Consider the following 13,454-nt stretch of genomic DNA (forward strand, 5'->3'; position numbering starts at 1 on the left):
AGGTCAATGCCCCTGCGGTGGGAGGGCATTGACGCTTGTCATCCAGGTGACAACGTTGTTATCGAGTTATCGGACGTACGGCGGCACGGCGCCCCGAGCGGCCGGTCACTCGGCTGCCGTGAGCCACCGGTAGACCAGCTCCGGGCGGCCGACATGGCCGTACTGGGGGCTGCGGGCCGCGCGCGCCGTGTCCACCAGGTGTTCCAGGTAGCGGCGCGCGGTGATGCGGGACAGGCCCGCCGCCTCGGCGGCCGCGGTGGCGGTCAGGCCCTCGGGGGCGGCGCGCAGGGTGCGGGTGACGCGTTCGAGGGTGGGGCCGCTGAGGCCCTTGGGGAGCGAGGCGGGGCCGGGCGCGCGCAGCGCGGCGAGCGCGCGGTCCACCTCGTCCTGGCCGGTGGCCTCACCCTCGGCGGCGGCCGTGCGGAACTCCGCGTAGCGGGTCAGGCGGTCGCGGAGGGTGGCGAAGGTGAACGGCTTCAGGACGTACTGGACGACCCCTAGGGAGACTCCCTCGCGGACCACCGCCAGGTCGCGGGCCGACGTCACCGCGATCACGTCGGCGGGGTGCCCCGCGGCGCGCAGGGAGCGGGCCAGCTGGAGACCGTGGCCGTCGGGCAGGTGCAGGTCCAGGAGGACCAGGTCGACCGGGGTGCGGTCCAGGGTGCGGCGGGCCTCGGCGGCGGAGTGGGCGGGCCTGCCGATGGCTTCGAAGCCGGGGACGCGGTTCACGTAGAGGACGTGGGCGTCCGCCGCGACGGGGTCGTCCTCGACTACGAGTACGCGGATCATCCGGTGCCGTCGCTTGTGTCGGTGCGGTCACCTTTTGGAGGGGCCTGGGTGCCTGGGCCGACGCCCACTGCATCGGCACCCGGCGCCGTGGGCACAGCGGAAGCGGCCCCGGCAGCGGCAGCGGAAACGTGGTCGGGGACCGTGAGGGTTACCTCGAACTGGGCGCCGCCCTCCTCCGCCTCCCGCAGCGTCAGCACGCCGCCGTTCCGCGTCACCGTCTGGTGGACCAGCGCCAGGCCGAGGCCCCGGCCCGTCGCCGCCTTGGTGGACCAGCCGCGCTCGAAGACCGTGTCCCGCAGCGCCGGGTCGACGCCCGGGCCCGTGTCCGAGACGCGCAGCAGGAGGCCCGTCCCGTCCGCGCGGGCCGTCACCGTGACCCGCGCTGCCGGTGAGCCCTGCGCCGCGTCGACCGCGTTGTCGATGAGGTTGCCGAGGACCGTCACCAGGTCGCGGGAGGAGAGGGACGCCGGGAGCATGCCGTCGTCGATGCTGCTGTCGGCCGAGACGACCAGCTCCACGCCGCGTTCGTTGGCCTGTGCCGCCTTGCCGAGGAGCAGGGCCGCGAGGACCGGCTCGCTGACGGCGGCCACCACCTGGTCGGTCAGCGCCTGCGCCAGCTCCAGCTCGGCGGTCGCGAAGTCGACGGCCTCGTCGGCGCGGCCGAGTTCGATGAGGGAGACGACCGTGTGGAGGCGGTTCGCGGCCTCGTGCGCCTGCGAGCGCAGCGCACGCGTGAAGCCGCGCTCGGAGTCCAGCTCGCCGGTCAGCGCCTGGAGTTCGGTGTGGTCGCGCAAGGTGACGACCGTGCCCCTGCGTTCGCCGCCCGTGACCGGCGAGGTGTTGACGACGACCACGCGGTCGGCGGTCAGATGCAGCTCGTCCACCCGCGGCTCGGACGCCAGGAGCGCCCCGGTGAGCGGCGCGGGCAGTCCCAGCTCGGCGACGTTGCGCCCCACGGTGTCGCCGCGGACGCCGAGGAGTTCCCGCCCCGCGTCGTTGATGAGCGCGATCCTGCGCTGTCCGTCGAGCATCAGCAGTCCCTCGCGCACCGCGTGCAGCGCCGCCTCGTGGTAGTCGTGCATGCGGCTCAGCTCGGCGGCGTTCATACCGTGGGTGCTGCGGCGCAGGCGGGCGTTGATGACGTACGTACCGATGCCGCCGAGGACGAGGGCCCCCGCGGCGACGCCGAGCAGGGCGAGGAGCTGGCCGCGCGCCTTGGCGGTGATCTCCTCGATGGTGATGCCCGCGCTGACCAGGCCGATGATCCGGCCGTCGCCCGCCTCGCCCGCCCGGATCGGTGTGACGACGCGTACGGAAGGGCCGAGCGTGCCCGTGTAGGTCTCCGCGAAGGTCCTGCCGCGCAGCGCCTCTTCCGTGTGGCCGAGGAAGCGTTCGCCGATGCGCCGCTCGTCGGGGTGCGTCCAGCGGATGCCGCGCGGGTCCATGATCGTCACGAAGTCGACGCCGGTGTGCCGCTGCACCCGGGTCGCGTACGGCTGGAGACGCTTCGAGGGGTCGTCGTCGCCGCGTATGGCCTCTCGTACCGAAGGGGAGTCCGCGACCGCCCGGGCCGCCGCGGTCGCCTGATGGCGCGCGCCGTCCTCCGCCTGGTGCTTGTCGCTCAGATAGGTGAAGAGCGCGCACCCGGCGACCACGGCCGTGACCAGCACGATCTGCATCGCGAAGAGCTGGCCCGCCAGGCTGCGCGGCAGGCGGCGCCGACGGGGTGGGCGAGTGCGGGGCATGGGGCAAGTCTGCCTCGTCGCCCAGCGGGCCGTTCGCCTGCGAACACAATGAACGCAAGGGTGACCGCCCTCACAGCGCGGGAGATAGTCGCCGGGATCGCCCAGGAGGACGTGAGCCGCACGCACCGCAGGCGCCACCAGGTCGGACACCACGCGCCACCTGGCACCACAACGCCGACGTCGTCGTTCAAGGAGGGCCCCGTGACCAGCACGGCCGACCCGCACATGGCACCCGCAGCCAAGCGGGACCGCACGCACTACCTGTACATCGCCGTCATCGGCGCCGTGCTGCTCGGCATCGCCGTCGGCTTCATCTGGCCGGACTTCGCCAAGGAGCTGAAGCCGGTCGGCGCCGGCTTCGTGAACCTGATCAAGATGATGATCTCGCCGATCATCTTCTGCACGATCGTGCTCGGCGTCGGCTCGGTGCGCAAGGCCGCCAAGGTCGGCAAGGTGGGCGGGCTCGCGCTCGCCTACTTCGTCGCGATGTCGGTCGTCGCGCTCGCCATCGGCCTGCTCGTCGGCAACATCCTGCACCCGGGTTCGGGCATCGACCTCGCCGACTCCGACAAGGGCGCGGGCCACGAGGCGGCCGACGAGGCCAACAAGGGCCTCGTCGACTTCGCGCTCGGCATCATCCCCAAGACGCTGGTCTCCGCCTTCACCGCGGGCGAGGTGCTCCAGACGCTGCTCGTCGCGCTGCTCGTGGGCTTCGCGCTCCAGGCGATGGGGCGCTCCGGTGAGCCGGTGCTGCGCGGCGTCGAGCACATCCAGAAGCTCGTCTTCCGCGTGCTCGGCATGATCATGTGGGCCGCTCCGGTGGGCGCGTTCGGCGCGATGGCGGCCGTGATCGGCGAGACCGGCGCCGACGCGCTCAAGGCGCTCGCCACGATCATGATCGGGTTCTACGTCACCTGTGCCCTGTTCATCGTGCTCGTACTCGGCACGCTGGCGCGGATGGTGGCCGGAGTGAACCTCTTCAAGCTCCTGAAGTACCTGGGCCGCGAGTTCCTGCTGATCCTCTCCACGTCGTCCTCGGAGTCCGCGCTGCCGCGGCTCATCGCGAAGATGGAGCACCTCGGGGTCAGCCGCCCGGTCGTCGGCATCACGGTCCCGACCGGCTACTCCTTCAACCTCGACGGCACCATGATCTACCTGACCATGGCCTCGCTCTTCATCGCCGACGCCATGGACCAGCCGCTCGGCATCGGCGAGCAGATCTCGCTGCTGCTCTTCATGATGATCGCGTCCAAGGGCGCGGCGGGCGTCTCCGGTTCGGGCATCGCGGTCCTCGCGAGCGGCCTCCAGTCCCACAAGCCGGCCCTGGTCGACGGCGTCGGCCTGATCATCGGCGTGGACCGCTTCATGAGCGAGGCCCGCGCCCTCACCAACTTCGCGGGCAACGCGGTGGCCACGCTGCTGATCGGCACCTGGACCAAGGAGGTCGACAAGGAGCGGGTCGCCGCGGTCCTCGCCGGGCAACTGCCGTTCGACGAACGTACGTTGGTCGACGACGGACACGGCGCCGAGGTGCCGGACGCCGCGGCTTCCGTGCCGGAGCGGCGCAGCGAGGGCGGCAAGGAGCCGGCGAAGGTGTAGCCGCCGCCCCGCGTCACATCCGCCGAGAGGGTCGAGAGCGCCGACGGAACCCGGGCGGGCGGGCGCTACGGCAAGGCCGCGATGATCCGGCGGGTCCGGTCCACGGGAACGCCCGCCGAGAGCAGGGCCGTCGACGCCGCGGCCCTGCCCGCGTCGCCCGGGGCGATAAGGCCGTCGTTCACCGCCTCCATCAGGCCGAAGAGCTGCTGCTCATGGACGTACGCGAGCGCGGCGGGCGGCAGCGGTGAGGCGAACGAGCCGTCCGCCAGGCCGACCCGCAGCACGTCCACGCATTCCTCGCGGACCGGGGCCAGGCGCTGTCGGATGCCTTCCATCGCGACGCTGCGCTGTGCGAGGCCGACCAGGAGGCGGTAGCCGTCGGCGATCGCCCACACGGCGAGCATGGAGTGGGCGAGGGATTCGGCGGGGTCGTCCGACTGGGCCCGCCCCGAGGCGTGGGCGGCGGCGACCGCCTCGACGGCGCCGTCGAGGAGCGCGCCGACCAGCGCCTCCCGACTGGGGAAGTGGCCGTACACCGTCCTGCGCACGACGCCCGCGGCACGCGCGATCTGGTCCATGGACGCGTCCGGATCGCGAAGGAGTTCGGTGAGAGCGACCTCCAGGATGCGGCGGCGGTTGGCGTCGGCTCGGCTCATGGGCTCCATTTTGCACGCGGCTTCCCGAGCGCTGCCCCGCGACCGTTTTGCACAGCTGTGTGCAGTGGCGTAAGTTGCACACCAGTGTGTAATTGCACAGTGTTGTGCAAGGTCACCGGGAAGCAAGAACGCGCAGCAGCAGGGAAGGGTGAGACTTCGGTGGCTCTAGTCATGAAGCAGCCGGTCGAGGAGATGAAGGGGCCGTACGCGCGCCGCTGGTGGGCGCTGGGGGTGCTCTGCCTGAGCCTGCTGATCATCGTCATGGCGAACACGGCGCTGACCGTCGCCGCCCCCGACATGACCAAGGACCTCGGCCTCTCCAGCTCCGACCTCCAGTGGGTCATCGACGGCTACACCGTCCCGTACGCGGCACTGATGCTGCTGCTCGGCGCGATCGGTGACAAGTACAGCCGGCGCGGCGCGCTCGTCCTCGGCCTCCTCGTCTTCGGTGCGGGCTCCGTCGCGGGCTCGCTGGTCGACAGCTCCGCGGGCGTCATCGCGTCCCGCGCCGTGATGGGCTTCGGCGCGGCCATGATCATGCCGGCCACGCTGTCGCTGCTCGCGGCGACGTTCCCGAAGGGGGAGCGGGCCAAGGCCATCGTGCTGTGGACCGCCACCGCGGGCCTCGCGATCGCCGCGGGGCCGCTGGTCGCGGGCGCGCTCCTGGAGGACCACGGCTGGTCCTCGACCTTCCTCATCAACGTGCCGGTGGCCGCGCTCGCCATCGTCGGCGCCTTCGTGCTCATCCCGCCGTCCAAGGCAGGGCACCACGACCGCATCGACTACGTCGGCGGGCTGCTCTCCGTCGTCTGGACCGGCGCGCTGGTCTACATGATCATCCAGGGTCCGCACTTCGGCTGGGACGCCAAGGCGGTCTCCGCGGCCGTCGTCGCGGGCGTGGGCCTGGTGGCCTTCGTCGCCTGGGAGCTGCGGTACCCGCACCCGATCCTGAACGTCCGCCGCTTCCTCGACCGCCGCTTCGCCGGCTCGAACCTCGCGGTGGCGCTGTTCTTCCTCGCGGTCTTCGGCGCGTTCTACTACCTCACGCAGCACCTCCAGTTCGTGCTCGGCTACAACCCGCTGGAGACGGGCGTGCGCATGCTGCCGCTCGCGGGTGCGGTCTTCGTCGGCTCGGCGCTCACGGGCTTCCTGACCCCGCGCATCGGCATGAAGATCACCGTGACGGCGGGCATGGTCGCGGGCACGGTGGCGCTCGCGCTGCTCACGACGGTCGACGCCTCGTCCTCGTACGGGGACTTCGTGGCCCCGCTGATCGTCCTCGGCCTGGCCATCGGCCTCGCGCTGTCCCCCTGCACCGACGCGATCATGGGCGCGTTCCCGGAGTCCGAGCTGGGCGTCGGCGGCGCGGTCAACGACACCTCGCTGGAGCTGGGCGGCTCGCTCGGTATCGCCATCCTCGGCTCGGTGCTCGCCAGCTCGTACTCCTCCAAGCTCGCGGACGCGGCCTCGGCCTCCGGGACGAAGCTGCCGGACGGCACGCTGGACACCGCCCAGGACTCGGTCGGCGCGGGCTACGCGGTCGCCCAGGGCATCGGCGACAAGGCGCACGCGGCGGCGGAGAAGGCGGCCCACGCGGGCTCGCAGCAGGAGGCCGCGCAGCTGAAGGCGCAGGCGGAGCAGCTCGCCCAGGGCGCGGGCAAGATGGCGGACGCGGTCGGCTCCGCGTTCTCGGACGCGGTGGCGCACACGAGCCTGGTCGGCGCGGTGATCCTCGGGGTGGGGACGGTGCTGGTGGCGGTGCTGCTGCCGCGCAAGGGCGGTCCCGCGGACGCCTCCGCGGGCGCCTCGGCCGCTCCGGAGTCCTCCAAGCGTGAGTCGGCCGCGGCCGGCGCCGGGGCCGACGCTCAGCGCTAACTCCGGGGCCGACGCCCAGCGGCAGCGCCGGGGCTGACGTCCAAAGGTAGTCACACGAAGCGCCTTCGGGCGCGGGCCCAAGGGGGCCGGGCTTCACTGCCCGGCCCCCTTTGTGCTGCCCGGGTAGCGGTCGCTCCGAAAAAAGTTCTGGAATCCGTTGACACCACTCCAAGTGAAGTACTACGTTCTAACCACTTCAGCCGGAGTACAACAAGTAGCGCGCTTGTCGCCCGCTACTTCCCCGCGTCAGATGAGGAGCGAGATGCGAACCCAGAGCCAGTTCCGCGCCCAGGCCGCGTTCCAGCCCCGGAACGCGCAACCGCACCGGCCTTTCCCGCAGCCGGCCAAGCCCCGTTCCGTGCCGCGGCCGCGTCCGCTCCCCAAGCCGGGGAGCCGCAGCTGACCGGCACCGGACTCCGCGCCCTCCCGACCGACCACCACCGCTTCCCAGGAGCCGCCATGCGAAAGCTCGTCTACTTCATCGCCGCCACCCTCGACGGATACATCGCCGGCCCCGACGGCTCCGACCCCACCGGCCCCGACGGCTTCTGGCCCGTCGCTCAGGACTACGTCCAGCACCTCGCCCAGACGTACCCCGAGACCCTGCCCGACCCGGCCAGGAAGGCCCTCGGCATCACCGCCGAGGGCACCCACTTCGACACGATCCTCGAAGGCCGCAGGACCTACATGATCGGCGTGGACGCCGGGATCCCCGACTGCTACCCGCACCTGAGACACCTGGTCTTCACCCGCACCCTCACCGAGAGCCCCGCCCCGGGCGTCGAGCTGGTCGCCACCGACCCCGTGGCCAAGGTGCGCGAACTGAAGCGCGAGGAGGGCAAGGACATCTGGCTGTGCGGCGGCGGTGAGCTGGCCGGGGCCCTGCGCGGCGAGATCGACCGGCTGGTCGTCAAGCTGGCCCCCCTGACGGTCGGTTCGGGCACACCGCTGTTCTCGCACAAGACCGCCTTCGAGCCCACGCTGTACGAGCGGACGGACGCCGTGCTCCTCGACAGCGGCACGATCTTCCTCACGTACGACAGGACGGCGGGCGAGGAGAGCTAGGAGGCACGAAGTCCTACTGGCCCCCGTGGTGGGCGGCGGTCGTGGGGGCCAGTCGGTGTCCCTCGCCCGCCGCCGCCCGCAGCAGTACGTCGGCCAGCTCGCCGGGCGTGGAGAGCATCGGCCAGTGCCCGGTGGCCAGTTCGAAGAAGGACGCGCGGGGGTCGGCGAGGTGCTGGACGAGCGGCAGACCCGACGCCACGAGGCCTTCGAGCGTGGCGATGTCCATCGTCCCGCCCGTGGTGCAGAAGACACCGGTCGCCGGGAGGGCGGTGACCGCGTCCGACACGGCGAGCTGCTGCTCGCAGGGGCCGATCGGCATCGGCGAGGCCAGGCGCGCGAGCCGGGCCAGCGCCTCGGGGGAGACACCCGCGAGATTCCCGTGCGCCCGCCACTCCTCCGGCGTCGGCGCCGGGATCAGCCAGCCGTCCTCGGCCCGCTCCCGCATGCCGAGCATCCGCTCGCGCGCCTCCCCGTGCGGCATCTGCTCACGGATCTGGTCGAGCATGGAGTAACCGTCCTGCGGCATCGGCGAGTCCAGGTGGACGAGCCGGGAGATCCGGTCGAGCCGCCGGTCGGCGGCGCCCACGGACGGGTAGATCCCGTAGCAGTACCCGACGAGCACCACCTCGGGCGCGTCGACGTGGTCGATCGCCTGGGCCACGTCCTCGATGTGGGTCTCCAGATCCGTCCCCGGGCCCGCCAGATGCCTGCGGTCCCCCAGGCCGGTGAGCGTCACCGCGTGCACCTCGGCCCCCGCCGAGCGCAGCCGCGCCGTCACGTCCCGCCAGATCCAGCCTCCCGTGTGACCACCCGAGACCAGCACGAACGCCGTCATGATTCCTCCTGCTCAGTGGCAGCGGCGGTGGCAGTGGCCCGACAGGCCGCCCCCTCCGTCCGCCGCGTGGTTGCCCGCGCGGCCCGGCCGACCGGTCCTCCGCGCTCGCCCGTACGCTAGGAACTCCCCCTGAGGGAGGTTCAAGTCGTGACAGCAGACGGCCGGCGGGAGAGTCCGGGGCCCGTATCCGCCGACGCCTGGAGCATCGGACAGCTCGCCGAGCGGGCCGGCGTCACCGTCAAGACCGTCCGGTTCTACTCCGACCGCGGACTGCTGCCCGAAGCCGCCCGCAGCACCGGCGGCCACCGCCGCTACGGCCCCGATGCCCTCGACCGGCTGCACCTCATCCGCTCTCTGCGCGGACTCGACCTGCCCGTCCCCGATGTGGGCCGCGTCCTCGACGAGGAGGACGCGCTGGAGGACGTCGTCGAGGCCCAACTGCGTGAGGTCGGCACGCGGTTGACCGCTCTGCGCTGGCGCGCGGCCGCCCTGCGCCTCCTGCGCGACAGCCCCGCGCGGGAGCGGGCCGAGCGACTGCGTCTGATCGGCGGGCTGAGCACCCCTCCGAACACGGCCGCGCTCGCCCGGTTCTGGCGGCTCTGGCTGCCCGCGCGGCTGCCCGCCCGGGTGGTCTCCGTCGTCGTCGAACAGGCGGTCCCGCAGCTGCCCGACGATCCCGCCCCGGAGCAGGTGCTCGCCTTCGCCCGGCTGCACGCGTTCGTCTCCGGGTCCTGCTTCGACTCGCGCCCGCGCGCCTCCGCCGACGACTGCCGGCCCGAGGTGCACCTGCCCGGCAAGGGCTACCGTCCCGCCGTGCTCTACGAGGCCCTCCCCGAGGCCTTCGCGCTCGCCTCGGCCCCCCTGCGGGCGGGCCGGGCGCCCCACGGGGGCGAGGCGCTCGACTGCTTCGTCGCCGCACACGCCGCGGCGCGCAACACCCGTGACACCGACGGCTTCCGCCGGGAACTCGGCCGCATGCTCGCCGCCGAGCCCCGCATCGACCGCTACTGGCAGCTCACCGCCGAGGTCATCAGCCCACCCCAGGCACCACCCGAACCGACACCGGGCACCGCGGACAACTGGCTCCGCGCGGCCCTGCTCACCTCCGCCGACTCCAACGGTCACGGCTGCTAGGGCGGGATCCGCGAGGCTCCGCTCGCCCCGCCCGCTACGACCGCGTCCACACCGCCACGCGATCGACCATCATCGGGTGCCCCGGCTCCGTCGCCGGCGTCGGTGTCGCGCGGCCCGCGACGCCGTTCGGGAACGCGCCGCCCATCGCCACGTTCAGCAGGATGAAGTAGCCCCCGTGGGACGTCATGTCGTGCCACGTCCTCGCCGAGAAGCGGTCCTGGCCGAGGGCGTGGTAGCGCTCGCCGTCGACGTACCAGCGCAACTGGTTCGGCGTCACCGACCGGTCCCACTCGAAGCGGTACGTATGGAACGCCGACTGGCAGCTCGCCCGTGGGCAGGGGCGGCTCGCGCCGAGGCCCTGGGACTCGTTGCAGTCGCCGCCCGGGTTCACCCCGCAGTGCAGCACGCCCCATACGGCGTTGACGCCGTTCACGTTCTCCATGACGTCGAACTCGCCGATGGAGGGCCAGTTCTGGTAATTGCCGCGGTAGGGCGAGCCCAGTGCCCAGAACGCGGGCCAGTAACCGAGCGCCGCGTCACCGGTGACGCCGGGCATCCGGATGCGGGCCTCGATGGCCAGCACCCCGCCCTCGGGCGCCTTGAAGTCGGCGCGCCTCGATTCGATCCGCGCGGAGGTCCACCGGCCCGACGCGTCCCGGCGCGGGGTGATCCGCAGGTGGCCCGCTCCGTCGGTGCTCAGGTTGTCCGGCGAGTTCGTGTACCGCTGGATCTCGCCCGTGCCCCAATTGGGCGGGCCGCCCGGGTAGTTGTGGCCCAGGTCGACCTGCCAGTTCGCGGCGGAGGGCCCGGCGCCCGCCGGCCCGTTGAAGTCGTCGCTCCACCTCAGCGTCCAGCCGGGGCCGCGCGCGGGCGCGTCACCGCGCGCCGACCCGGGCAGCATCAGCGCCCCGAGCAGGCCGAGGGCGGCGAGGGCGGCCAGCAGCGGGGTCGTCCGGCGCGGGTGGGCGGCGTGCGGGACTGCCTGCCGGCCGGAGACCGTGCGGATCGTGGGGGGTGTGGGGGTTGTGGGGATGGTCGGGATCGTGCTCATCGTGCACCTCCGTGGGGGCGGGAGTGTGGCGGTGAGAGCGCTCTCAGAGTGGTGCTGCTGGTTTTGTAGTTGTGGCCGGGCGGCGCGTCAATGGCCCCGGTGCGTCGATTTCCCGAAGGCGGCGCACCGACACCGGGCCTACGGGACCCCAACTGCCGCCTCACGTACCGTGGATGAATGAGCGTCATGGACGAGCAAGCCCCCGCCGGAGTGCGCGTCGACTTCTGGTTCGACCCCGTCTGCCCGTACACGTGGATCACCTCGCGGTGGCTCCGCGAGGTGGAGCGGGTGCGGGACATCGCCGTGCGGTGGCGGGTGATGAGCCTGGCGGTCCTGAACGAGGGCCGGGACGTCGACCCGGAGGACCCCGAGGGGCTGTACGGGGAGTACATGAAGGCGCCCGGCCGGGTCTGCGCCGCGGTGCGCGAGCGGCACGGCAACGCGGCCCTCGGACGGTACCTCGACGCCCTCGGGGTCCGGCTCCACGAGCGGCAGGACTGGTCGGGCATGACGGCCGCGCTCGCCGAGGCGGGGCTCCCCGCGGACCTGGAGTCCGTGGCGATGACCACGGAGTACGACGCGGTGGTGCGGGCCTCGCACGAGGAGGCCGTGGCGCTGGTGGGCGAGGACGTCGGTACGCCGGTGCTCGCCGTCGAGGTGGCGGGGGCGCTGTTCGGCCCCGTCGTGTCCCCGGCTCCCAGGGGCGAGGCGGCCGGGCGGCTGTGGGACGGGGTGGTGCTGATGTCCGGGGTGGAGTGCTTCCACGAGTTCAAGCGGCCCTACGGATCCCCGGACTTCGGCTGACGCCCCGCGGTAACCCCGCCCGCACCACTTACCTTTCGGTGCGTACCTGACTAAATAGTAGGTACTTGTGGCGAGTTGGGGCCGAAACGAGCATGGGGATCATGACTGAACGAAACCCCCTCCCCGCTGTCACCGTCCTCGGCCTCGGTTCCATGGGACAGGCTCTCGCCGGTACCTTCCTGGACGCCGGCCACCCCACCACCATCTGGAACCGCTCGCCCGGCAAGGGCGATGACCTGATAGCCCGCGGGGCCTCCCGCGCCGCCACCCCGGCCGACGCGGTCCGCGCCGGCGAGGTCGTCGTCGTATGCGTTCTCAACTACGACGCCGCGCAGAAGATCCTCGACCAGGTGACCGCCGCCGACCTCGCCGGGCGGGTCCTCGTGAACCTCACCTCCGACACCCCGGAGCGCGCCCGCGAGGCCGCCGCCCGCGCCGCGGAACTCGGCGTCGACTATCTGGACGGCGCGGTCATGGTGCCGGTCCCGATGATCGGGACGCCGGACGCCCTGATCTTCCACAGCGGTTCGCGGTCCGCCTACGAGAAGTACGAGGGGACGCTCAAGGCCCTCGGCGGGCAGAGCGCCTACGTCGGCGAGGACCACGGGCTCGCCGCCGTCTTCGACCTCTCCGTGCTGGATTTCTTCTGGACCGCGATGCACGGCCTCGTGCACGGCTTCTCCCTCGCCGGCCGGGACGGGGTGCGGGCCGCCGCCCTCGTCCCCTTCCTGAAGGCCAACGTGGCGCTCGTGGAGAGCGCCGTCGAACGCACCGCCGCCGACATCGACGCGGGCACCTACCCCGGCATCGTGGACAACCTCGCCATGGAGGCCGAGGGTATCGAGCACATCGTGCACGCCGCCGAGCACCGCGGCCTGGACGCCACCGCGCTGCGCGGCGTCCTCGCCGCGGCCCGCAGGGCGGTCGACCTCGGGCACGGCGCCGACACCTGGACCTCGACGATCGAGGGCATCCGCAACCCGGCCTGAGTCCCGTCCCCGGAAGAACTCCTGGCCTTGACGCCCACGTCAAGGATTACCGTCGGGGCATGCGAATCGGCGAGCTGGCGGCGCGCGCGGGGACGACCACGCGGACGCTGCGCTACTACGAGTCGCGCGGGCTGCTGCCCGCGCGGCGCTCCGGCAACGGCTACCGCACGTACGACGAGGACGACGTGCGGCTCCTTGAGCAGATCAGGACCCTTCAGGACTTCGGGTTCGATCTGGAGGAGACCCGGCCCTTCGTGGAGTGCCTGCGCTCCGGTCATCCGGAGGGCGACTCGTGCCCCGCCTCGCTCGCCGTGTACCGCCGCAAGCTCAATGAACTCGACGCGCTCATAGGTGAGTTGACGGCCGTACGCGAGCAGGTCGGGGCGCAGCTGACGCGCGCCGAGGCGGCACTACCAGGCGGCCCCGAGCCGCGCTGCGAACTGACGGGATGAGGAGTGGGGCCAAGTGAGGGCAGCAGGCGTGGCCGAGGTGACGGACGCGGATTTCGAGGGGGAGGTGCTGCGGGAGCCGGACCGCCCTGTGCTCGTGGAGTTCACGGCGGACTGGTGCGGGCCGTGCCGGCAGCTGGCGCCGGTGCTGAGCGAACTGGCCCGCGAGGAGGCGGACCGGCTGAAGATCGTGCAGCTGGACGTGGATCGCAGTCCCAAGACCGCGATCGCGTACAAGGTGCTCTCCGCGCCGACCATGATCGTGTTCAAGGGCGGTGAGCCCGTGAAGCAGATGGTGGGCGCGCGGGCCAAGCGCAAGCTCCTCGCGGACCTGGCCGACGTGCTCTGACGCCTGTGGAGGGACAGGCTCCGGCACCCGCGTGCGAAAGAGAAATGCCCCGGACGAATTGACGTCCGGGGCATTTCTCTGCGTATATTGGATTCTTTCGCGAGGTCTCGCCCA

At 72.2% G+C, this 13,454-nt stretch carries 12 protein-coding genes and 1 pseudogene; 8 read left to right on the forward strand and 5 right to left on the reverse strand.

The genetic code is table 11. The features are described 5' to 3' along the window. Positions 1–105: 105 nt before the first annotated feature. Together CP975_RS24815 and CP975_RS24820 are read right to left on the reverse strand one after the other, a co-directional pair. The gene (locus CP975_RS24815) at positions 106–789 is read right to left on the reverse strand and encodes a response regulator (protein WP_055528700.1); all 684 of its coding nucleotides are present in this window, start codon (positions 787–789) and stop codon (positions 106–108) included. Then, positions 786–2,534, reverse strand: coding sequence for a sensor histidine kinase (locus tag CP975_RS24820; RefSeq protein ID WP_150477356.1), 1,749 nt, complete (start codon positions 2,532–2,534; stop codon positions 786–788). Before CP975_RS24820 ends, CP975_RS24815 begins: the two co-directional genes overlap by 4 nt. A gap of 225 nt (positions 2,535–2,759) precedes the next feature. On the opposite strand from CP975_RS24820, the gene CP975_RS24825 reads away from it, so the two are divergent. After that, a complete protein-coding gene (locus tag CP975_RS24825; RefSeq protein ID WP_055528715.1) occupies positions 2,760–4,133 on the forward strand; it encodes a cation:dicarboxylate symporter family transporter in 1,374 nt (457 codons plus the stop codon). Between the two features lie 65 nt (positions 4,134–4,198). Here the strand turns inward: CP975_RS24825 and CP975_RS24830 are convergent, their stop codons facing one another. Beyond that, positions 4,199–4,798 (reverse strand): TetR/AcrR family transcriptional regulator, encoded by a 600-nt coding sequence (locus CP975_RS24830; RefSeq protein WP_055528701.1) that lies wholly within the window; start codon positions 4,796–4,798, stop codon positions 4,199–4,201. A gap of 150 nt (positions 4,799–4,948) precedes the next feature. Here CP975_RS24830 and CP975_RS24835 point away from each other — a divergent pair, with 150 nt between their 5' ends. After that, positions 4,949–6,664, forward strand: a complete 1,716-nt coding sequence (locus tag CP975_RS24835; RefSeq protein ID WP_055528702.1) for an MFS transporter — start codon at positions 4,949–4,951, stop codon at positions 6,662–6,664. A 459-nt stretch (positions 6,665–7,123) separates the two neighbouring features. Next, entirely contained in the window at positions 7,124–7,729 is a 606-nt protein-coding gene (locus tag CP975_RS24840) for a dihydrofolate reductase family protein (RefSeq protein ID WP_055528703.1), read from the forward strand. A 13-nt stretch (positions 7,730–7,742) separates the two neighbouring features. On the opposite strand, the gene CP975_RS24845 is transcribed toward CP975_RS24840, so the two are convergent. After that, positions 7,743–8,564, reverse strand: coding sequence for an alpha/beta fold hydrolase (locus CP975_RS24845; RefSeq protein WP_055528704.1), 822 nt, complete (start codon positions 8,562–8,564; stop codon positions 7,743–7,745). Positions 8,565–8,711: 147 nt separating this feature from the next. Here CP975_RS24845 and CP975_RS24850 point away from each other — a divergent pair, with 147 nt between their 5' ends. After that, on the forward strand, positions 8,712–9,698 hold the full coding sequence (locus CP975_RS24850) for a helix-turn-helix domain-containing protein (protein WP_055528705.1): 987 nt from the start codon (positions 8,712–8,714) through the stop codon (positions 9,696–9,698). A 40-nt stretch (positions 9,699–9,738) separates the two neighbouring features. On the opposite strand, the pseudogene CP975_RS24855 reads toward CP975_RS24850, so the two are convergent. Next, positions 9,739–10,599: pseudogene (locus tag CP975_RS24855) on the reverse strand (glycoside hydrolase family 16 protein); the annotation flags it as partial. A 336-nt stretch (positions 10,600–10,935) separates the two neighbouring features. On the opposite strand from CP975_RS24855, the gene CP975_RS24860 reads away from it, so the two are divergent. From CP975_RS24860 to trxA, 4 genes are all read left to right on the forward strand, one after another. Continuing rightward, positions 10,936–11,553: a mycothiol-dependent nitroreductase Rv2466c family protein gene (locus CP975_RS24860; protein WP_055528707.1), complete on the forward strand. Its 618-nt coding sequence runs from the start codon at positions 10,936–10,938 to the stop codon at positions 11,551–11,553. 101 nt (positions 11,554–11,654) lie between these two features. Continuing rightward, the gene (locus CP975_RS24865) at positions 11,655–12,542 is read left to right on the forward strand and encodes an NAD(P)-dependent oxidoreductase (RefSeq protein WP_055528718.1); all 888 of its coding nucleotides are present in this window, start codon (positions 11,655–11,657) and stop codon (positions 12,540–12,542) included. A 59-nt stretch (positions 12,543–12,601) separates the two neighbouring features. Continuing rightward, positions 12,602–12,994: a MerR family transcriptional regulator gene (locus CP975_RS24870; RefSeq protein ID WP_055528708.1), complete on the forward strand. Its 393-nt coding sequence runs from the start codon at positions 12,602–12,604 to the stop codon at positions 12,992–12,994. 13 nt (positions 12,995–13,007) lie between these two features. Beyond that, positions 13,008–13,340 (forward strand): thioredoxin, encoded by a 333-nt coding sequence (trxA, locus tag CP975_RS24875; protein WP_281292890.1) that lies wholly within the window; start codon positions 13,008–13,010, stop codon positions 13,338–13,340. Positions 13,341–13,454: the final 114 nt, after the last annotated feature.

Source organism: Streptomyces alboniger (assembly GCF_008704395.1).
GTDB lineage: Bacteria > Actinomycetota > Actinomycetes > Streptomycetales > Streptomycetaceae > Streptomyces > Streptomyces alboniger.

Coding starts and splice junctions, on each gene's coding strand:
- CP975_RS24840 (WP_055528703.1), top strand. CDS start 7,124: ATGCGAAAGCTCGTCTACTTCATCGCCGCCACCCTCGACGGATACATC.
- CP975_RS24865 (WP_055528718.1), top strand. CDS start 11,655: ATGACTGAACGAAACCCCCTCCCCGCTGTCACCGTCCTCGGCCTCGGT.
- CP975_RS24820 (WP_150477356.1), bottom strand. CDS start 2,534: ATGCCCCGCACTCGCCCACCCCGTCGGCGCCGCCTGCCGCGCAGCCTG.
- CP975_RS24825 (WP_055528715.1), top strand. CDS start 2,760: ATGGCACCCGCAGCCAAGCGGGACCGCACGCACTACCTGTACATCGCC.
- CP975_RS24860 (WP_055528707.1), top strand. CDS start 10,936: ATGGACGAGCAAGCCCCCGCCGGAGTGCGCGTCGACTTCTGGTTCGAC.
- CP975_RS24830 (WP_055528701.1), bottom strand. CDS start 4,798: ATGGAGCCCATGAGCCGAGCCGACGCCAACCGCCGCCGCATCCTGGAG.
- CP975_RS24845 (WP_055528704.1), bottom strand. CDS start 8,564: ATGACGGCGTTCGTGCTGGTCTCGGGTGGTCACACGGGAGGCTGGATC.
- CP975_RS24815 (WP_055528700.1), bottom strand. CDS start 789: ATGATCCGCGTACTCGTAGTCGAGGACGACCCCGTCGCGGCGGACGCC.
- CP975_RS24870 (WP_055528708.1), top strand. CDS start 12,602: ATGCGAATCGGCGAGCTGGCGGCGCGCGCGGGGACGACCACGCGGACG.